Origin of the sequence: Thermoactinospora rubra, assembly GCF_002093975.1 — a bacterium.
GTDB lineage: Bacteria > Actinomycetota > Actinomycetes > Streptosporangiales > Streptosporangiaceae > Nonomuraea > Nonomuraea rubra_A.
In genome coordinates, this window is sequence record NZ_MSZZ01000080.1 from 1 (window position 1) to 19,700 (window position 19,700).

The 19,700-nt window shown below is 72.3% G+C and carries 17 protein-coding genes; 8 read left to right on the forward strand and 9 right to left on the reverse strand.

Annotated features, from left to right (window positions below):
* Positions 1-86 precede the first annotated feature (86 nt).
* Both BSB02_RS37130 and BSB02_RS37135 read left to right on the forward strand, forming a co-directional pair.
* Positions 87-1,055 carry an aldo/keto reductase gene (locus BSB02_RS37130; protein ID WP_084965695.1) on the forward strand — a complete coding sequence of 323 codons (969 nt, stop codon included), beginning with the start codon at positions 87-89 and terminating at the stop codon, positions 1,053-1,055.
* 67 nt (positions 1,056-1,122) lie between these two features.
* Entirely contained in the window at positions 1,123-2,577 is a 1,455-nt protein-coding gene (locus BSB02_RS37135; protein WP_084965696.1) for an ATP-binding protein, read from the forward strand.
* Positions 2,578-2,667: 90 nt separating this feature from the next.
* On the opposite strand, the gene thpR is transcribed toward BSB02_RS37135, so the two are convergent.
* Genes thpR through BSB02_RS37150 form a run of 3 tightly spaced genes read right to left on the reverse strand, consistent with a single transcriptional unit; the run spans position 2,668 to position 4,973 of the window.
* Entirely contained in the window at positions 2,668-3,225 is a 558-nt protein-coding gene (gene thpR, locus BSB02_RS37140; RefSeq protein WP_084965697.1) for an RNA 2',3'-cyclic phosphodiesterase, read from the reverse strand.
* A 57-nt stretch (positions 3,226-3,282) separates the two neighbouring features.
* Positions 3,283-4,500, reverse strand: coding sequence for an MFS transporter (locus BSB02_RS37145; protein ID WP_084965698.1), 1,218 nt, complete (start codon positions 4,498-4,500; stop codon positions 3,283-3,285).
* Between the two features lie 23 nt (positions 4,501-4,523).
* Positions 4,524-4,973, reverse strand: a complete 450-nt coding sequence (locus BSB02_RS37150) for a MarR family winged helix-turn-helix transcriptional regulator (protein ID WP_084965699.1) — start codon at positions 4,971-4,973, stop codon at positions 4,524-4,526.
* A 566-nt stretch (positions 4,974-5,539) separates the two neighbouring features.
* On the opposite strand from BSB02_RS37150, the gene BSB02_RS37160 reads away from it, so the two are divergent.
* Positions 5,540-7,018, forward strand: coding sequence for an ATP-binding protein (locus BSB02_RS37160; protein WP_084965701.1), 1,479 nt, complete (start codon positions 5,540-5,542; stop codon positions 7,016-7,018).
* Positions 7,019-7,070: 52 nt separating this feature from the next.
* Here BSB02_RS37160 and BSB02_RS37165 read toward each other — a convergent pair whose 3' ends face one another.
* Complete coding sequence (locus BSB02_RS37165) at positions 7,071-8,510, reverse strand: NCS2 family permease (protein ID WP_084965702.1); 1,440 nt, start codon at positions 8,508-8,510, stop codon at positions 7,071-7,073.
* Between the two features lie 69 nt (positions 8,511-8,579).
* On the opposite strand from BSB02_RS37165, the gene BSB02_RS37170 reads away from it, so the two are divergent.
* Positions 8,580-8,804: a DUF2530 domain-containing protein gene (locus tag BSB02_RS37170; RefSeq protein WP_084965703.1), complete on the forward strand. Its 225-nt coding sequence runs from the start codon at positions 8,580-8,582 to the stop codon at positions 8,802-8,804.
* A gap of 12 nt (positions 8,805-8,816) precedes the next feature.
* On the opposite strand, the gene BSB02_RS37175 is transcribed toward BSB02_RS37170, so the two are convergent.
* Both BSB02_RS37175 and BSB02_RS37180 read right to left on the reverse strand, forming a co-directional pair.
* Positions 8,817-11,834 carry a sacsin N-terminal ATP-binding-like domain-containing protein gene (locus tag BSB02_RS37175; RefSeq protein ID WP_084965704.1) on the reverse strand — a complete coding sequence of 1,006 codons (3,018 nt, stop codon included), beginning with the start codon at positions 11,832-11,834 and terminating at the stop codon, positions 8,817-8,819.
* Positions 11,835-11,856: 22 nt separating this feature from the next.
* Positions 11,857-12,642: a DUF3027 domain-containing protein gene (locus tag BSB02_RS37180; protein WP_084965705.1), complete on the reverse strand. Its 786-nt coding sequence runs from the start codon at positions 12,640-12,642 to the stop codon at positions 11,857-11,859.
* A gap of 92 nt (positions 12,643-12,734) precedes the next feature.
* On the opposite strand from BSB02_RS37180, the gene BSB02_RS37185 reads away from it, so the two are divergent.
* Positions 12,735-14,255, forward strand: coding sequence for an MFS transporter (locus BSB02_RS37185; protein ID WP_240507002.1), 1,521 nt, complete (start codon positions 12,735-12,737; stop codon positions 14,253-14,255).
* Positions 14,256-14,284: 29 nt separating this feature from the next.
* Here the strand turns inward: BSB02_RS37185 and BSB02_RS37190 are convergent, their stop codons facing one another.
* Both BSB02_RS37190 and BSB02_RS37195 read right to left on the reverse strand, forming a co-directional pair.
* The gene (locus BSB02_RS37190) at positions 14,285-14,677 is read right to left on the reverse strand and encodes a cold-shock protein (RefSeq protein ID WP_084965707.1); all 393 of its coding nucleotides are present in this window, start codon (positions 14,675-14,677) and stop codon (positions 14,285-14,287) included.
* Positions 14,678-14,721: 44 nt separating this feature from the next.
* Positions 14,722-15,348 (reverse strand): HAD family hydrolase, encoded by a 627-nt coding sequence (locus BSB02_RS37195; protein WP_276206396.1) that lies wholly within the window; start codon positions 15,346-15,348, stop codon positions 14,722-14,724.
* Between the two features lie 62 nt (positions 15,349-15,410).
* Between BSB02_RS37195 and BSB02_RS37200 the strand changes: the two genes are divergently transcribed.
* Positions 15,411-15,812 (forward strand): hypothetical protein, encoded by a 402-nt coding sequence (locus BSB02_RS37200; RefSeq protein WP_143591666.1) that lies wholly within the window; start codon positions 15,411-15,413, stop codon positions 15,810-15,812.
* A complete protein-coding gene (locus tag BSB02_RS37205) occupies positions 15,809-16,456 on the forward strand; it encodes a TetR/AcrR family transcriptional regulator (RefSeq protein WP_084965710.1) in 648 nt (215 codons plus the stop codon). Before BSB02_RS37200 ends, BSB02_RS37205 begins: the two co-directional genes overlap by 4 nt.
* Here BSB02_RS37205 and BSB02_RS37210 read toward each other — a convergent pair.
* A complete protein-coding gene (locus BSB02_RS37210) occupies positions 16,449-17,339 on the reverse strand; it encodes a hypothetical protein (protein WP_084965711.1) in 891 nt (296 codons plus the stop codon). The genes BSB02_RS37205 and BSB02_RS37210 overlap by 8 nt on opposite strands.
* A gap of 37 nt (positions 17,340-17,376) precedes the next feature.
* On the opposite strand from BSB02_RS37210, the gene BSB02_RS37215 reads away from it, so the two are divergent.
* Positions 17,377-19,650, forward strand: coding sequence for a helicase C-terminal domain-containing protein (locus BSB02_RS37215; protein ID WP_084965712.1), 2,274 nt, complete (start codon positions 17,377-17,379; stop codon positions 19,648-19,650).
* Positions 19,651-19,700: the final 50 nt, after the last annotated feature.

Consider the following 19,700-nt stretch of genomic DNA (forward strand, 5'->3'; position numbering starts at 1 on the left):
AGGCGACTTGACACAAGCACCCAACGCCTATCTATACGGCATTGGGTCTAGCCTGGAGCGCACTCCAGGTTCATAGGGTGGCGTCCATGGAGTACGTGAACCTCGGACGCAGCGGACTCAAGGTCAGCCCCCTCTGCCTCGGGACCATGAACTTCGGTCCCCAGACGAGCGAGGAGGACTCCTTCGCCATCATGGACCGGGCCCACGAGCTGGGCATCAACTTCTTCGACAGCGCCGACGTCTACGGCTGGAAGCTGGGCGAGGGCGTCACCGAGCAGATCGTCGGCCGGTGGTTCGCGCAGGGCGGAGGCAGGCGCGAGAAGACGGTGCTGGCCACCAAGTTCCACGGCAAGATGGGCGAGTGGCCCAACGAGAACCTGCAGTCGGCCCTGCACATCCGGCGCGCCTGTGACGACTCGCTGCGGCGCCTGCAGACCGACTACATCGACGTCTACCAGGCCCACCACATCGACCGCAGCACTCCCTTCGAGGAGTTCTGGGAGGCGATGGAGATCCTGCGCCAGCAGGGCAAGATCCTGTACGTCGGGACGTCCAACTACGCCGGCTGGCACTTGGTCAAATCGCAGAATGTCGCGGAAAAGCGCGGCATGTTCGGCATCGTCAGCGAGCAGTCTCACTACAACCTGCTGACCAGGACCGTCGAGCTCGAGGTGCTGCCCGCCTGCGAGGACCTCGGCATCGGCGTGATCCCGTGGAGCCCGCTGGGCGGCGGCCTGCTCGGCGGCGTGCTCCGCAAGATCGACAAGGGCCGGTCGGCGACGGACCACATGGTCAAGCAGTTGGAGAAGCACCGCGACAAGATCGAGCAGTACGAGAAGCTCTGCGACGAGCTGGGCGAGGAGCCGGCCAACGTGGCCCTGGCCTGGCTGCTCAGGCAGCGCGCCGTGGTCTCGCCGATCATCGGTCCGCGCACGCTGGAGCAGCTCGACGGCACGATGCGGGCGCTGAAGGTCGAGCTCGACGAGCGGGCCCTGGCCCGGCTTGACGAGATCTTCCCCGGGCACCGGACCGCGCCGGAGGACTACGCCTGGTGAAGCAATCTTAGAGATGTATCTCTAAGAGTTAGACTCCTTAGAGACACATCTCTAAGGATTCGCTCTCATGTCCGCCAAGCCCGACAAGGTCTTCGCCCGTGACAAGGAGTGGGAGGCACTGACCCGCTTCGCGGAAGCCGAGCCCGGGCACGGCACGCTCGGTGTCGTCAGCGGGCGGCGCCGCCAGGGCAAGACCTTCCTCACCAGTGCCCTCGTCGAGCAGGTGGGCGGTTTCTTCTTCGCCGCCAACGACGACACCGAGACCGTCGCGCTGCGGCGATTCGGCGAAGCGCTCGCCCTGCACGTGGGCGGCGGCGCGGGCGGCTTCCATCTTCCCTCCTGGGACCAGGCGATCAGGCAGCTCTACCAGCTCGTGCCTCGAGGACTCATCGTCATCGACGAGTTCCCCTACCTGTCCAGGGCGAGCCCCGGCCTGCCGTCCCTCCTCCAGATCGCCCTCGACCCTCGCGGAGCCGCGCACGGCACGGCCGCGAAGCTGTTGCTGTGCGGCTCGGCCATGTCGGCGATGGGCGATCTGCTGGCCGGCAACGCGCCGCTCCGGGGCCGCGCGAGCTTGGAGCTGGTGGTCAAGCCGTTCGACTACCTGACGGCGGCCCGGTTCTGGAGCTGCGAGAACGATCCGAAGCTGGCGGTCTTGCTCTACTCCGTCGTGGGCGGCACCCCGGCGTACCGCCGCCAGTTCGTAGGCGACGACGTGCCGGGCTCGGCCGAGGAGTTCGATGCCTGGATCGTCCGCACCGTGCTGAATCCCACGGTGCCGCTCTTCCGTGAGGCCCGCTATCTCCTCGCGGAGGAGGCCGAGCTGCGCGATCCCGCGTTGTACCACTCGGTGCTCAGCGCCATCGCCGCGGGGAACAACACACGCGGCGGCATCGCCGGCTACCTCGGCCGTCCCTCCACACACATCGGCCATCCCTTGGTCGTCCTGGAGGACAGCCAGCTCATCACACGGGAGGAGGACGCCTTCGCCCCCGCCAAATCGACCTACCGCATCTGCGAACCCCTCATCGCCTTCTACGAGGGGGTCATGCGCAGAAGCTGGAGCCTGCTGGAGCAGGGGCTCGCCGAGCATGCCTGGCGGCTGTCCGCCGAGCGCTTCCGTTCCCAGGTGGTCGGGCCGAGATTCGAGGAGATCTGCCGGGACTTCACGATGCGGAACGCCCCCGAACTCTTCGGTGACCTGCCCGGGCGGGTCGCCTCCGGCGTCGTTCCCGATCCGGCCGGCCGCACTCGGATCCAGATCGACGTGGCGGTCCTGTCGGCCTTCGAGCCGAAGAAGGTGCTCTCGCTCGGCGAGGCGAAATGGGGCAAGGTCATGGGCCTGCGCCATCTCCAGCGCCTGAGGCGGGCGCGTGACCTGCTGGCCGTCAAGGGGTTCGACACCGGCGACGCCAAGCTGGTCTGCTACGGCGGCGCCGGGTTCGACGAGGAGCTTCGGGAGGCGGCGGGCGCCGATCCGCGAGTGCTGCTGGTCGGTCTGGAGCGCCTCTACGGCCGCTAGGTCAGCAGCGCGCCGACGACCACGATCACCAGGAGCAGCGCGAGCACGAGGGGGAGCAACCACGGGCGGGGACGGTCCACGCTGTGGAGCCTAACTCGCCCGCGGGGGTGGAAGCGCCCACTCGGCCAGTGACTCGTACCTCAGCCGCGGCCCCAGGTGGCTGCGCACGAGGTGCACGGTGGACGCCCGCCACGTCGAGCCGTGGAAGCCCGCCAGCGACTCCACCAGCGGGCGCAGGTCCAGCTCGGTCTTGGCCCTGGCGAGCGTGAGGTGGGCGTGGAAGCGCTTGTCGTCGGTCTGTACGGCTCCCGCCCGCCGCGCGCCTGCCTTGAGCGAGTCCGCCAGCCGTACCGCCGAATCGCCCTCGACCCCCGCCCACAGCACGCGCGCCCGCCGGGGCGAGGCGAACGCGCCGAACCCGGCGAAGGCCAGGTCGAGGGCGTGGTGGCGGCGTACGGCCCGCGCCAGCCGTACCTCGAGCTCGGGCACGACCTCCTCCGCCACCTCGCCGAAGAAGCCCAGCGTGATGTGCCAGGTGGCGCGGTCGGGCCAGCGCAGGCCGGGCACCTGGCCGACGTACGGCGCGATGGCCTCGGCCACCTCGTCCAGCACCTCGTCCGGCGGGATCAGGGCAGCGAACAACCTCATCTTGCCGATTGTGCTCCACCGCGCCGGACAGGCGACGGACAGGCGACGGACAGGGCGTCAGGCCGCCAGCGCCAGGCGCCGCGCCCTGCTGCCGATAGCCCTCGCCAGCAGCACCGCGATCCCGGTGCCCACCAGCACCAGCGCACCGGCCAGCACCGCGCCGGCCCGGGGCCCGCCCAGGTCGGACAGCCAGCCGGTCAGCCACGCCCCGACGGGCGCGCCGCCGGTGAACACCAGCAGGTAGATGCCCATGACGCGGCCGCGCATCTCCGGCGAGGCCGCCAGCTGGACGCTCGCGTTGGCCGCCGTGTTCACCGTGATGAGCGCTATCCCGGTGGGGACCAGCAGCGCCAGGTACACCGGGTAGACCGGCGCCAGGCCGGAGGCGAGGTGGAACAGGCCGAAGCTGAGCGCCCCGGCCAGCAGCAGCCTGCGGGTGGGCCGCGCCCGCCGCGCCGCGAGCAGTCCCCCGCCGAGCGCGCCGACGGCGAACATGCTGGAGGCCAGCCCGAAGGACGAGGCGCCCGCCGAGAACTCCTCGCGCGCCATCAGCGCGATCGACATCGAGAACGACTGCGAGAACATCGACACGAACCCGACCAGCAGCACCGGCATGAGCAGCGCCTCGTTGCCCAGCACGTACCGCAGGCCCTCGCGCAGCTGCCCCTTGGCTCTGGGCACCGGCTCGGCCGGGTTGAGCTCCGACTTGCGCATGCAGAGCAGGCTCGTGATCACCGCGGCGAACGTCAGCGCGTTCAGCAGGAAGATCGGCCCGGTGCCCATGGCGTAGATGAGCAGGCCGGCGAGGGCGGGGCCGACGACGCGGGCGAGGTTGAAGATCGAGGAGTTGAGCGCGATGGCGTTCGGCAGGTCCCGGCGCCCGACCATCTCGACCACGAACGTCTGCCGGGTGGGCACCTCGGCGCAGGAGATCAGGCCGAGCGTGAAGGCCATGACGTACACGTGCCAGACCTGGGCGGCGCCGGTGACCGTGAGCAGGCCCATGGCCAGTGCGAGCAGGGCCATGAGCGTCTGGGCCACGATCAGCAGGGGCCGCTTGGGGTAGCGGTCGGCCAGCACCCCGCCGAACATGCCGAACAGCAGCATGGGGGCGAACTGCAGCGCGGTGGCCGTGCCGAGGGCCGCCGCGCTGCCGTGCGTGAGGTCGAGCACCAGCCAGTCCTGGGCGGTGCGCTGCATCCAGCCGCCCACGTTGGACACGACGTTGCCCATCGCGAACAGCCGGTAGTTGTGCACCCTGAGCGACCGGAACATCCCGGTCCCGCGTTGTTCGGGTTCTAGATCTTGCTGAGCTTCTCCAGGATGGGGGCCGCCTGCCGCAGCACCGCCCGCTCCTCCGGCGTCAACTCCTTCAACCGCTGAGCCAGCCAGGCCTCCTTCAGCCTGCGCTCCTCCTTCAGCAGGGCCGCGCCCGCCTCGGTCACGCTCACGGTCACCTGGCGCCTGTCGCTTGGATGCGGCGTGCGCGCGACCAATCCACGTTCCTCGAGCGCGGCGATCACCCGCGTCATCGAGGGAGGCTGCACCTTCTCGAGCTCGGCCAGCTCGCCTGGCGAGATCCCTGGGTGCCGCTCCACGTCGCCGAGCGTCGCGAACTGCGTGGGCGTCAGAGAGTGCGCCGCCGCCTGTCGTCGTAGTCGCCTGGTCAGCCGCGCCAGCGACACGCGCAGGGCTGATGCCAGGCCCGCGTCGCTGCGCAGGTCCAACTTCGGGGGATTCGTTAGCATGAGTCATTACCTTTGCTAACTATCACAACGCCCACGTATATTCCTCCGATTTACGGATCTGTCTCGCCATGTGATACCCGCTCCGGGGCTGTCGAGCGTAGTCGCCTTACCCCTGATAAGTGGCTCCCGCCTCTTGATCGGAATGCCATGCGCCGCGCCTTCAGCCTCTGCCTGTGGATCGCCGCCCTGGCGGTCGCCTTGACGAGCCTCGGCCTGCTCCCCGCCCTCTACCTGGTTCCCCTGGCGATCCTTTCGGTCAACGGGGACGAGCGCCAGCAGAGGACGAACGCGCTGGCGGGCATGGGCGGCGTGCTCGTCCTGTTCGTGGCCGGCGGCCTGACTCGCACCTCAGAGATGGGATACCTGGACGCCATCGCGTGTGTCCTGCTGATCACCCTCGCGCTGGCGGCCAGGCAGCCCAAGCCGATGAAGGCGCTCAAGCGATGGTCGCTTCCTGCTGTGGTTCGTCGCGGCGTACGTTGTGCGCGCTCTGATCCTCCTCGTGTGGCGACGCAGATCTGTTGCTACTTTTGTATGCTGAGGAGCATACAAAAGAGGAGACGCCGATGCGGAAGCCCGACAGGATCCTGGACCGGGACGACGACTGGGCCGAACTCAGCCGTTTCCTCGCCTTTCCCGACCCACAGCTGCGACTGGCCCTGGTGTCCGGCCGCCGCAGGGTGGGCAAGAGCTTCCTGCTCCGAGCCCTCGCGGAGGAGGGCGACGGCCTCTACGTCACCGCGGTGGCCGAGGAGGGCGTAGTCACCGCGCGGGAGCGTCTCGCCACAGACATCGCCCGGTACGCGGGCATCAGCCCACACCTCCTCGGCGGGGGCGACTGGGAATCGCTGCTGGCCACCGCCATCCAGCTGACGGCACGCCGATCGGGAGTGCTGGTACTCGACGAGTTCCCGTACTGGCTGACCCACTCGCCGGAGCTCCCCGGCCTGCTACAGCTGCTCTACGACCGGTCACGCGCCGGTCAGGGGCCGGGCGGACGCCTGATCATCTGCGGATCGGCCATGTCGGTCATGCACAACCTGCTGTCCGGGACGAAGGCGCTGCGCGGCCGGGCGACGCTCGATCTGCGGCTCCCGCCGTTCGACCTGGCGACCATGGCGGCACACTGGCAGATCGCGGACCCGCAGACGGCCCTGCGCGTCCACGCCATCCTCGGCGGCGCCCCCGGCTACCGTGACCTCGCCAACGTGCCGCCGCCGCAGAGCCTCCCCGAGCTGGACGCCTGGGTCCCGGCCACCGTCCTCAACCCCCGCCAGGCCCTCTACTCCGCCCACGAGGCCGAGTACCTGCTCCGCGAGGACCCCAAGTTCACCGGCAGCGCGCTTCACTACGGCATCGTCAACGCCGTCGCACGCGGCGCCACGAGCCCGTCGAAGATCGGCGCCCTGCTCGAACAGGACAGAACCATGCTGGCCCGGCCCGTCGAAGCGCTCAGGAGTGCCGGATATCTCCGTTACGAGAAGGACCCTCTCTGGGAGCGCCGTCCGGTGATCACCCTCGCCGATCCGATCGTCCGCTTCCACAACCTCATCACGATCCCGATGCTCAACCTGGTCGAGACGGGCCGCTCCGTGCAGGCCTGGCAGCGGTCGCAGGCCACCTTCCTCTCCCGCATCCTCGGACCGCACTTCGAGGAGTGCTGCCGCGAATGGGTGCGGAACGCCGAGCCGTACGGCGCCGCCGAGCAGGTCACGGCCACGGTCGTGAACGACGGCAAGGGGCAGGCCAGGCACGAGATCGACGTCGTCGCGCTGGACCGGCACGCCGGGCGGGCGACCGTCCACCTGATCGGCGAGGCGAAGGCCACCGTGACCCCGCGCGGCGTGGCCGACCTGGACCGGCTGGAACACCTCAGGGACCTGCTCGCCCGCCAGGGGCACGAGACAGGGTCGTCGGTCCTCGCCCTCTTCTCCACCGAGGGGTTCCACCGCGACCTCATCGACACGGCACGCCGCCGCGGCGGGGTACTGCTGGTCGACCTGCCCACACTGTTCGGCCTGCGGGAGCCTCCTGTCGCCCCGTGACGTCCCTCCGGCCGGGCGGACGCCGGTCGCCGGACCGGCGTCCCGCGGCGGATCACTGGTAGCCGAGCAGCACCCTGAGCGGACCGAGCACGAAGTAGAAGACGAACAACCCCGCCACGACCCACATGAGCGGGTGCACCTCGCGCGTCTTGCCCCTCGCCAGCTTGATCAGCACGTAGGTGATGAACCCCGCGCCGATGCCCGTGGCGATGGAGTAGGTGAACGGCATGAGCACGATCGTGAGGAAGGCCGGGATCGCGATGTCGAAGTCGGTGAAGTCGATGTCGCGTACCGAGGTCATCATGAGGAAGCCGACCACGACCAGGGCGGGCGCGGCGGCCTCGTAGGGAACGGTCTCCACCAGCGGCGCGAGGAAGGTGGCCAGCAGGAACAGCACGCCGGTGACCACGCTGGCCAGGCCGGTGCGCGCGCCCTCGGCGACGCCGGCGGCCGACTCGATGTAGGTGGTGTTGGAGGAGACCGACCCGGCGCCGCCGGCCGCCGCGGCGACGGAGTCCACCAGCAGGATCTCCCGGGTCCTGGGCAGGGTGCCGTCCTCGCGGATGAGCCCGGCCTGGCCGCCGACGCCCACCACGGTGCCCATGGTGTCGAAGAAGTCGGTGATCATGAGCGTGAACACCAGCAGCAGGGCCAGCACGATCGGGATCCTGCTGAACCCGCCGAAGAGGCTGAACTGCCCGAGCAGGCTCAGGTCCGGGATGTCCACCACGCGGTCGAGGTTGAACGTCGGGACGTTCAGCTGCCATCCGGCGGGGTTCTTGCCGCCGTTGGACGGTCCGACGCGGGCGATGGCCTCGACGATGAGGGCCAGGACGGTGGTGCCGATGATGCCGATGAGGATCGCGCCCTTCACCCGGCGGGCGACGAGCAGCGCGGTGGCGAGCAGGCCGACGACGAACACGAACAGGGGCCAGCTGACCAGCTGGCCGCCGATGCCCAGCTCCAGCGGCGGCCCGGCGGCGACGCGGCGGACGAAGCCCGCGTCCACGAAGCCGATCAGGGCGATGAACAGGCCGATGCCGACGCTGATGGCGGTCTTGAGCTGGGGCGGGATGGCGCGGAAGACCGCGACGCGGAACCCGGTCAGCACCAGGACGGCGATGACGATGCCCTCCAGCACCACCAGGCCCATGGCGTCCTCCCAGGACATCTGGGAGGCGACGCCGAAGGCGACGAAGGCGTTCAGCCCGAGCCCGGCGGCCAGGGCGAACGGCACCCTGGCGACCACGCCCATGAGGATGGTCATCACCCCGGCGACGAAGGCGGTGGCCGCGGCGACCAGCGCGATGTTGGGTGCGCTGCCGTCGCCCAGATACTGCTTGTCGGCGTCGGGGATCGTCCCGATGATCAGCGGGTTGAGAACCACGATGTAGGCCATCGTGAAGAAGGTGGCCAGACCACCGCGGACCTCGCGGGCCATGGTCGACCCACGCTCGGTGATCTGGAAGAACCGGTCAAGTGGCGAGCTCATGTGCGCAGAGTGACAGACGAGGGCAAAGTCCGAAAGGTCGGGTGATCGGATCGAGATAGTCTTGGTGCTGTGAAGCAGCAATGGCACCCCGACCCCGAGCCGATCGAGACGAATGACCAGGCCACCATCCTCGTCGGCACCGGATTGTGGGTCCTCGCCCTGGTCGCGCTGCTGATCTTCCCCCCGGCCCCGGAGAACCGGTGGTGGATCTGGACCTGCGTCGCGGCCATCGGCGGCGGGCTGTTCGGCATCTGGTTCGTGAGGCGCTTCCGCCCCCGCCGGAAGGCCGACTGACCCGCCCGCCGCCTACTGCAGGTCCGCCTCCGCCAGCAGCAACGGCACCGCCGCCGGGTCGCGCAGCAGCGCGGCCACGGCCAGCCGGTCGCCCCACTGCCCGGCCGCCCACGCCAGCCCCCGGGCCAGCCCCTCGACGTTGGAGCAGTGCACCGTGCCGTCGTAGAAGCGCCAGGTGCACTCCACGCCGTCGACCACCAGCTTGTCGTGGTAGACGTACGTCTCCGGCGCCGTCGGCACCAGCGACCGCACCTGCGGCGGCACGCGGCGCACCTCGCCCGACGAGGTCACCTCCCCGGCCGCCACCTCGCCCGCCAGCGGCAACTCCAGCAGCTCCGACAGCGCCTCGGCCAGGTCGAACGGCGCCAGCACCAGCGGCCGGTGGGCGACCAGCTGCAGCAGGTCGGGCGCCTCGACCACCACGGCCTCCTCGGCGTCGGCCACGACGATCTGCCCGTCGCGTACGGCACGCACCCGCTCCGGCGGCGCGACGCGCGAGGGGTCGACCCCGGCCAGAGCGATCCACAGCGACCGCAGCTGCGCCCGGTCGAGCTCGATCTCCGGGTCGGCCATGAGGTCCAGCAGCTCCTCGGGGCCGCCGTGCGAGGCGAGCAGGTCGGCCAGCGTCGTGCGGACGCCGATCATGGCGAGCGCGGCGTCGTCGAGGCCGGGGGGCGCGTCGCCGTACAGGCCGGTCAGCAGCGGGTCGGCGCCGGGCAGCCGCAGCTCGCGCGGCCGGCGCCCGTCGAGGACTGGGTGCTCGGCCAGCCACCAGGCCGTGTAGGAGGGCACCTCGACGCCCTGGACGCGCAGCGGCAGCAGCGCCGCACGCAGCGGCGGCCTGGTCAGCAGCTCCAGCGCCGCGGGCCAGTCGGCGACCAGCTCCAGGTCGCGCACCGCGCTGAAGTCCGCCACGACGGGCGGCAGCCCTGTGCCGGTCACGTCGTCCGGCAGCAGGTCCAGGACGTGGTCCAGCCACTCGTCCTCGCCGTCGAGGTCGTGGTCGCACTCGTCGTGGTCCAGCAGCACGTCGTGGTCGTTGACGACCGCGAAGCCGTCGAGCACGCCCGCCGCCACCAGGACGCGGGAGCCGTACCGCTCGACCAGGTCGTCGGCGACGAGCACGCCGTCCTCGAGGATCCGCGCCAGCGCGCCGCCGGGCAGCAGCAGGTCGCCGGCGGCGTACAGCTCGCCGTCGGCGCCGCGCAGGGCCAGCTCCCCCAGCCACGGGCACTCGCCCGGCGCGATGCCGGCGGCGTCGACCAGGGACAGGACGGCACGCGCGACGGCCTCGTGGTCGGGGTTGTCGAGCGACTCGGCCACGGCCGCCTTGGTGAGCGGGTCCTCCAGCACCGTCCGCGGGGTCGCCTCCGCCGCGCCGAGCCGCAGCAGCAGCGGGTGGGCGGCGTCGGGATGCACGATGCGCAGGCCGAGCGGCCCGAGGTCCTCCAGCCCGCCGTCGCGCATGATGAGCGTGCCGCGCGGCCCGCGCACCAGCCGCCCGTCGGCCAGCGGCACCGGCAGCGCGCCCAGCGCCTCGGGGTCGTCGCCGGGCAGCACGTCGTACAGCGCGCGCCACCAGGCGGGGTCCTTGCCCTCCACGACCTCGCCCGACAGCATGTCGGCCACGTCGGCCAGGCCCACCTGGCGCACGCCCAGCACCGTCATCGCGGGGTGCCGGGCGGGCCAGCCGGCCGGGAGCAGGCCCGGCACGATCGGCGCGATGACCTCCAGCAGCTCGCCGGAGGCGGGCACCACGGCGGCCTCGCGCCCGCTGACCACCCACCCGTCGGGCCCGGGCTCGGGGACGGGGTGCTCGACGGTCCACTCGGCGTCGGGGTCGTACAGCTCGGCGTCGGCGAAGGACGGCGTCTGCACGGCGGGGGCCGGGGCCGACAGGGCGGGCAGCAGCGGCGCGTCGGGCAGCCTGCGCAGGATGGCCCGCCGGATCATCGCGTCGAGCTCGCCCTTGCCCATGAGGGCCGGGACCAGGTCCAGCAGCCTGGGCGTGCGCGGAAGCGACCGCAGCAGCTCCACGTACGCCTCGGCGACGTGCTCGACGAGGAAGTCGGTCAGCGGCCCCTTGGCCACGTGCCGCCGGTCGGTCGCCATCGGGAAGGACACGATGAGCAGCGCCGGGAGGTCCAGCGGCTCGTCGCTCGGCGTCGGGGCGTGGACCACCGGCCGCACCGTGGCGGGCAGCGGGCCCGGCTCCTCCGGCACGGCCCAGCGGACCGACCAGTACGGCCGCGCCCGCTCCTCGGTCGGCCGGTCGGCGAACAGCTCGGCGACCTGCTCGGGGGTGAACTCGCCCGAGGCGGACACCACGCGCCAGCTCTCGGCCGTCACCACGCGCTCGTCGCCGTCGATGTCGATCTCGATGCGCTCCAGGGCGGGCAGGCCCAGCAGCAGCGCGGGGCTGGTCTCGGCCAGCATGACCCGCACCGCCTCCACCGCGGCGGCGTCGCGCAGCGGCAGCCGTACCAGGGTGTCGAAGCCGTCGGGCACGTCCATCGGCTCGGCCGGGAACGGCAGGCGCAGCAGCGGCACGTGCCCGCCGCGGTCGGCCAGCTCGCCCGCCAGCTCCGGCGTGCCCGCCACGATCGCCGAGGTCTCGACGCGCGACCAGCGCACGGCCGCCGACCCGCGCGAGCCGATCGACGGCGCGTCGGTGACCGACACGACCGCCGCGAAGCCGACGCCGAAGCGGCCCGCCGCGCCCACGTCGTCGCGCTTGGCGGACACGCGCAGCGTCGACAGGCCCTCCACGCCGGCGGCGGTCAGCGGCTCGCCGGTGTTGGCCGCCGTCAGCACGTCGCCGCGCAGGGTGAGCCGCAGCACGCCCGGGACGCCGGCCCGCAGCGCGGCGTCGGCGGCGTTCTGGGCCAGCTCGACGATCAACCGGTCGCGGTAGCCGCCGAGCGCGAAGTCCTCCTCGGCGTTGGCGTCCTCGCGGAAGCGGGCGGGCGAGGCCTGCCATGCGGTCAGGACGGCCGCGCGCATCCGAGCGGTACCGAAAACGTCGTCCATATTCAGTGCTGTGTCGTGGATGTCAGGAATGGCCGAGCTCCTCCGAAGCCGCCTCGTCGACCGAGCCGAGGTCGTCGTAGCCCATGTCGTCGAGGATGGGCGGGGTCGTCTCGACGGGCGGCGGCATCACGGCCGCCTCGGAGTGGGCGCCGCAGCCGTGGTCGGCGGAGACCACCTTGCCGTCGTCGGGCGCGTACTCATTCGCGCAGACTCCGAACTCGAGCTTCAGCGATCCCGCGAGCGGCCAGTAGAAGCCGCAGGTGGAGCACTGCGCGGGAGCGGCGTGCGCGATCGGCGTGTGCGGCCCGTGTTCGCCGGAGTACCACCGCCTGGCGGCGCGGTCCTTGCCGACTGCCGAGAGCACGCGGGCTCGGCCAAGGCCGTACTCGAAAACCATCTGCTGCTCGACCTCGTCGTCGGTCTCGGCGAAGCCGGGCATGAGCCGGTCGTCGTCCTCCGGGGTCGGCAGCAGGTCGCCCACGCCCAGGTCGCCGGGGCGCAGCCGCTCGCTCCACGGCAGCCACTGCGGCGCCAGCAGCGCGCCGGCGCCCGGCAGCAGGCAGGCCTCGCTCACGGTGACCTTCTTGGCGCGCGAGGCGCGGGTCACGGTGACGGCCCAGCGCCAGCCTCGATACGCCTTGTCGAGACAGGCGAAGTAGTGGGTGACGACCCTGTCGCCCTCCGCCTCGTGGCCGAGATGCTCGCCCACCTGGCTCGGCGCGGCCAGCTCCTCGGCCGCCTCCCGCGCCAGGTCCACCGCGGCCACGCAGGCCTGGTCGGCCGCGGCTCGGCTCCTGGTCCGTGTCATGGTGGCGCCCGCTCCTGCACTCGATGCCGGGGTCATCGGTTGGCTCACACTTCATTGTCTCCCATCCGAACGACCGGGTAAGACTGGTAGGCGTGGCAGACGGTTGGGAAAAGGCGGGAGAGGCGTCACGGCGCGTGGGCCGCGGGCTCCTCGACGCCGGGCGGGCCACCGCACGCGGCGCCAAGGCCGTCGGCCGCGGCGCCAGGAGCGTGGCCGAGAGCACGGCACGCGGCACCCGCCGCCTGGGCCGGGCCACCCGCCGCCTGACCCACGCCAAGGGCGCCGACCGCACCGGCCTGGGCCGGCTGATCGAGCTCGGGGCCGCCAACAGCGCGGCCGACGCGGTCGTGGCCGTGGCGCTGGCCAGCACCGTCTTCTTCGGCCTGCCCGTCGGCGAGGCGCGCGGCAGCGTGGCGCTCTACCTGGTCGTCACGATGATCCCGTTCGCGCTCACCGCGCCGTTCGTCGGCCCGATCCTCGACAGGTTCCGCTCCGGGCGGCGCTTCGTCATGGCCGGCACGCTGTTCGGGCGCGGCCTGCTCTGCTTCGCGATGGCCGCCGCCGTGGCCTCCGACGACCTGCTGACGCTCTTCGCCTCCGCGCTGGGCGTGCTGGTGCTGTCGAAGGCCTACAACGTCTCGCGCGCGGCCATGATGCCGGCCGTGCTGCCCGCCGACATCACCCTGGTCAGCGCCAACGCCAGGGTCGCGCTGTTCTCCCTGGTCGCCGCGGGCGTCGCCGTCCCCGTCGCGGCCGGGCTGACCGCCTGGCTGGGCGTCCCGTGGACGCTCCGCCTGGCCATGGTGATCTTCATCATGACCGGCGTCTACACGGTACGGCTCCCGCGCCACGTCGACTCGCCCGACGCCGACGAGGAGCAGGGGCGGCCCCGCTGGCGCACCCTGCTCCACATGGGCCCGGCCGTCACCGAGTCGATGCTGGCCAACGTGGGCATCCGGTTCTTCTCCGGCTTCCTGCTGTTCTTCCTGCTCTTCCTCATCCAGGAGAACCACCTGCCGGGCCTGCCGCCCATGCAGACCATCGCCCTGCTGGCCGCCGGAGCCGGGGCGGGCGGCCTGCTCGGCGCGGCGGTCGCCAACTGGGCACGCAACCACTCGCCCCAGGTGATCGTGCTGCTCACGCTGTTCCTGGCGCTGACCATCACGGCCACGACGGCGATCGTCTTCACGCTGTGGTCGGCGCTGGTCATCGCCCTGGTCGCGGCCTTCACCCAGGAGCTGGGCAAGCTCGCGCTGGACGCCGTGGTCCAGCGCGAGATCGGGGAGGAGATCCGCTCGTCCACCTTCGGCGTGGTGGAGGCGATGCTCCAGCTGGCCTGGGTCGTGGGGGGCCTGGCGGGGCTGATGATGTCGCTCACGCAGGACGGCAGGGCGGGGCTCGTCACGCTGGCCGTCGTGCTGGGCGCCGGCCTGGTGTGGCTGGTGGTGCGCCGCCGTACCAGGATCAGGCGGCGGGAGGCCAGGGTCCGGGCCGCCGTCTCGCGGGCGGCCGCCCCCGAGACGGCCGATCCGGAGACGGCACCCCCGGGGACAGCCGCTCCGGGGACGACGCTGGAGACGACCAAGCCCCTGACCAACCCGCAAGGCCCCTAGCCGAGCCCTGGTCGAGCCCCGGTCGAGCCCTAGTCGAGGTCGTCGGCGAGCACCCTCAGCACCGCGGCGATCTTCCTGGCGTGCGCGCCGTCGGGGTGCTTGCCCCGGCGGTAGGTCTCGGACAGACCGTCGAGGAGCTTGATCAGATCCTCGACGATGACCACCATCTCGTCCGGCTTCTTGCGCTTGGCCTTGGGCTTGGCCTTGGCGAGGGTCGGGGGCTGCTCGAGGACGCGGACCGAGAGCGCCTGCTGGCCACGGCGGCTCTCCGCCACGCCGAACTCGACCTTCTGTCCGGGCTTGAGCGGAGGGGCGCCGGCGGGCAGCGCGGAGGAATGCACGAACACCTCACCGCCGTCGTCGCGGGTGAGGAAGCCGAAACCCTTGTCGGCGTCGTACCACTTGACCTTGCCACTCGGCACAGGAGACCTCGTTCACACTGTCGGAAAAGTTGGGTGGAAGTAGGTTATGCCCCGCCAGACGGTCGGGCGACCGAGTAAAAACCGTCGAACCATGCCGCGAATTCGGTCAGATCGCTCAGCGCCACATCCGCTCCGTGCTCTCGCAGCTCGCCCACCGTGTAAGGACCCGTCGCGACCGTCACGCTGACGGCGCCGCCGGCTCGCGCCGCCGCGATGTCGGCGACGTGGTCTCCAACATAAGCCGCCGCGCCGAAGCTTGCGAGAGCCGATCCCTTGGCCGCCCCGAACACCGAGCCCACCACGTCGTCCACCGCCAGGCCCAGGTGCTCCAGGGTGCGCCGGGCGTCGCGGGTGTTCTTCCCGGTCACCACGATCACGTCGAACCCGGCCGCCCGCACCCGCTCCACCGCCTCGCGCGCCCCGGGCATCGCGGTCGTCATCGGCACGGCCACGTCCGGATACATCCGGCGGAACAGTTCGGCCGCGGCCGGCACCTCCTCGGGCGGCAGCCAGTTGGCCAGCTCCTGCTCCAGCGGCGGTCCCAGCCGGGTCACCACCACCGCGCTGTCGATCACGACGCCGAGCTGCCTGGACAGCTCGTCGTAGACCGCCGCGATGCCACGCCGCGTGTCCGCCAGGGTCATATCCAGATCAAAGCCCACATTCCCCACGCCCTTGAGGATGCCGTAACGGCACCCGTTGTGGGACCGTTGAACTGGGGAAAGGAGTCACCATGACGGAGACCCCCAAACCAGGGGAATCGGGAGACCGCCTGGTCGCCGTGTCGTCGGCCGGATCCCACCCTCCTCCCCACCGCCCCGCCAAACCCGTCCCGAGACCCGGCCCGTCCCCGGCGCGGCGCGCGGCCTCCCTGGCCGCCTCGGTCGTCGGCCTCGCCGCCCGCCTGGCCGCCCTGGTCCTCGTCCTCCACGCCCTGTTCATCGTCTTCCGCGCCAACCCGGCCAACGTGTGGTACCAGGTCGTGGAGTCCGCCGCCGGCCGCCTGTCCCTGGGCCTGGCCGGGCTGTTCCAGTTCGCCGACGACCGATGGGAGGCGCTGGTGAACTACGGTCTCGCGGCCGTGGTCTGGCTGATCATCGGCTCGGTCCTCGCGGGTATCCTGAGAAAACTATGAGCACCCGACAGCGGATCGTCGACGAGGCCTTGCGGCTGTTCGCCGAGCGAGGCTACTCAGCCACCTCGGTGGCCGAGATCGAGGCCGCTTCCGGGCTGTCCCCGGGGGCGGGGGGCCTCTACCGCCACTTCAAGTCCAAGTACGAGGTGCTCGCCGCGGCCATCAACGAACACGCCAACCGCACCCGCACCCAGGTCGCCGAGAGCCTGGCGGAGCTGAACGGCATGGAGCCCTCGGTGGACCTGGAGGTACGGCTCGCACGGCTGTGCCGGGCGGGGCTGGCCAAGGTGCGCGAGGAGAGCGAGCTCACGCGCGTGTTCTTCCGCGACCTGAGCCAGTTCCCCGAGCTGGTGGCGGTGGTCCGCGAGGGGTTGCTCCAGCCGATGTTCGACGCCATCGTGACGTGGTTCAAGATGCAGCCCGAGTACGCCGAGGTCGACGTGGACTGGGCGGGCATCGCGGCGGTCCTCGGCGGCGCGGTGGTGCACTACCGGCTGTTCCAGGAGACCGTCGGCGAGTCGCCGGGGCACGCGGAGAAGGACCAGTTCGTGGCGGGATGGGTGCGCCTGGCGCTGGGGCTGCTGCCCGGCCCGGCCGTGCTGGTCGGCCGCCCCTCCGGCGCGGCGCCCGGGCGGGTCAGCTGAGCTCGACCAGCCGGTAGCCCAGCCACAGCAGGCCCAGCGCGGTGCCGATCATGAACATGACGCCGCTGACCGTCCAGAACTCGGCCAGGAAGCGGTCGAGACCGGAGTCGCCGCCCGCGCGCAGGGCGGCCACGAGCGCGCCGCCCACGGTGTAGCCGGCCATCGGCGCGGCCAGGCCGGTCACCCGGTCGTTCAGCGGCCAGGTCTCGCTCGCCAGCAGCAGGACCGTGCCGATGGCCCAGATGAGGACCGGAACCTGGAAGATGGCGACCGCGCCCAGGTTGAGGGGTACGGCGAGCGCGGCCGCCAGGAGGACGGCCATGGCCGTGACCTCGCGGGTGTGGAGGCGCATGATCGTGGCGATGTCCCGCCGACGGGGCGGCGCCGCCTGCGGCAGCGGGCCGGGCGAAGGCGATCGCATCGCACCGGGGGAGGGCGACGGCACCGGGCCGCGCTGCGAGTGCCGCCTGGCCAGCTGCTCCTGAGCCAGCCGCCTGCCGAGCGCCACACCGGGGGGTACCGCGGGCGAGCCGACGGCGGCGGCCTGGCTCGCGGCCAGGCCGACAGTGGCGGCCGGGTTGCCAGCGGGGGCCGGGTTCGCGGCCGGGTTGACGGTGGCGGGTGGCAGCGGCGCGGTCGGCGGCTCCTCGGCCGACGGCGGCGTCAGCCGCCGCACCTCGCGCTCCACCAGCACCTTCGGGTCACCGAAGCGGGACAGCACCTTGGCCACGTCCCTGGCGTCCTGGCTGCCCCCGCGCTCCTGCTCGATGCGGGCGCGCAGCCTGTTGACGAAGTCCAGGCGCTGCTCCGGGCGGAGCCTGCCGCGCGCCAGGTCGGCCGCCTTGCTGACGTAGCTGAGCACCAGCTGGTCGGCTTTCTCCATCACATCGTTCAACGTACAGCGACATACCATTTCAGGGATGACCTTCACCGAGTGGCTGCGGGGGCGCACCGACGACCAGCTGCGTGCGCTGGTGCTGGCGCGTCCCGAGCTGGTCGCTCCGGTGCCCGCCCACCTCGACGGCCTGGCCACGCGCGCCGCCAGCCCCTCGGCCGTCGGCCGGGCGCTGGACCGGCTGGACCGCTTCGCCCTGGCCCTGGTGGAGGCGCTGGCCGTACTGGAGGAGCCCCTTGCCGTGGAGCGGCTGGAGGAGGCGGTGGGGGCGCCGCCCGGCCGGGCGCTGGCGCGGTTGCGCGAGCTGGCCCTGGTGTACGGGCCGGACGAGGAGCTGCGGCTGGCTCCCGGGGTGCGGGCCGTGCTCGACGATCCGGCCGGGCTGGGGCCGCCCGCGGTGGACGTGTTCCGGCACCATCCGCCCGAGCGGCTGGAGGAGATGGCCGACGAGATCGCGCCGGGCACGGCGGGCGGCGGCAAGGAACGGCTGGCCGCGGCGCTGGCCGAGCCGGGCAAGCTGATCGAGGAGGTCTCGCCCGAGGCCAGGGCGGCGCTGGGACAGCTGACGTGGGGGCCGCCCACGGGCAGGGTGCCGAACGCCCGGCGGGAGGTGACCGTCGCGACCGCCCGCTCGCCGATCGAGGAGCTGCTGGCGCGGGGGCTGCTGGCCGCCACCGGCGAGGAGAGCGTCACGCTGCCCCGCGAGGTCGGCCTCTACCTGCGGGAGGGCCGGGTACACCGCGACGTGTCGCCGGTGCCGCCCGCCCTGGAGGGCGCCGCCCGCGACCAGGACTTGGCCGACCGCACCGCGGCCGGGCAGGCGTTCGAGCTGGTCAGGGCGGTGGAGGAGCTGTGCGAGCGGTGGAGCGCCGAGCCGCCCGGCGTGCTGCGCACCGGCGGGCTGGGCGTGCGCGACCTCAAGCGTACGGCGGGGTTGCTGGACCTGCCCGAGTGGACCACGGCGCTGGTCGTCGAGGTGACCCACGCGGCCGGGCTGCTCGCCGCCGACGGCGACTGGGTGCCGACCTCGGCCTACGACCTGTGGCGGGTCAGGGACACCGCCGACCGGTGGGTGACGCTGGCCGGGGCGTGGCTGCGCATGGACCGCGTCCCCGGCCTGATCGGCGAGCGCGACGACCGCGACCGGCTGCTCAACGCCCTCCACCCCGACCTGCGCCGCACGGCCGCGCCCGGCATCCGGCTGGCCGCCCTGAGGGTGCTGCCGCCGGGCCTGGCCCCGGCCGCGGAGTCGGTCCAGGCGCGCCTGGCCTGGGAGCAGCCGCGCCGCCGGGCCGTACTGCGCGACCAGCTGGTGGAGTTCACGCTGCGCGAGGCCGAGCAGGTCGGCGTCACCGGCATGGGCGTGCTGGCCACGCACGGCCGGGCCCTGGTCGAGGGCGGCGACGCGGCGGGCGCGCTGTCGCCGCTGCTGCCCCAGCCCGTTGACCACATCCTGTTGCAGGCCGACCTCACCGCGGTCGCGCCGGGCCCGCTCACCAGCGAGCTCAACCGCTGGCTGGCCCTGTCGGCCGACGTGGAGTCCAAGGGCGGCGCGACCGTCTACCGCTTCACCGAGAGCTCGGTCCGCCGCGCCCTGGACGCCGGGCACTCGGCCGACGAGCTGCTGTCCACGCTCGCCCGCCACTCGGCCACCCCGGTGCCCCAGCCGCTGTCCTACCTGATCGGCGACGTGGCCCGGCGGCACGGGCGGATCAGGGTCGGCACGGCCGGCGCCTACGTCCGCTGCGACGACCCGGCGCTGCTCGACCAGATCACCGCGGACCGCCGCTCCGCCCCGCTGCGCCTGCGCCGCCTGGCGCCCACGGTGATCGCCTCCCGCTCCTCGCGCGCCGTGCTGGTCGACTCGCTGCGGGCCATGGGGTACGCCCCGGTCGCCGAGTCGATCGACGGCGACGTCGTCATCAGCCGGCCCGACGCGCGCCGCACCGAGGCGCCCGCGCGCCCGCCCGCCGTACCGCCCACGGGTCTGGACCCGGAGGTGGCGGTGGCGGCCGTGCGGGCCATGCGGGCGGGCGACGCGCGACGCGGACCGGCCGAGGCTCCCCCTGGCCAGGTGCCGCGAGGTCCGGCCACGGCCACGATCGCCGCGCTCCAGGAGGCCATCCGCCAGGGCGTGCGCGTGTGGATCGGGTACCTGGACTCGCAGGGGAACGCCACCTCGCGCATCCTGGAGCCGGCCCGCATGGAGGGCGGCTACCTGACGGCCTACGACGAGACGCGGGCGGCGGTCCACCGCTTCGCGCTCCACCGCATCACCGGCGTCGCCGAGCTGACCTGACGGCCGCCGGAGGTTGACTCCCGCCAGGGGGCCGGATCATGGTGGTGTTC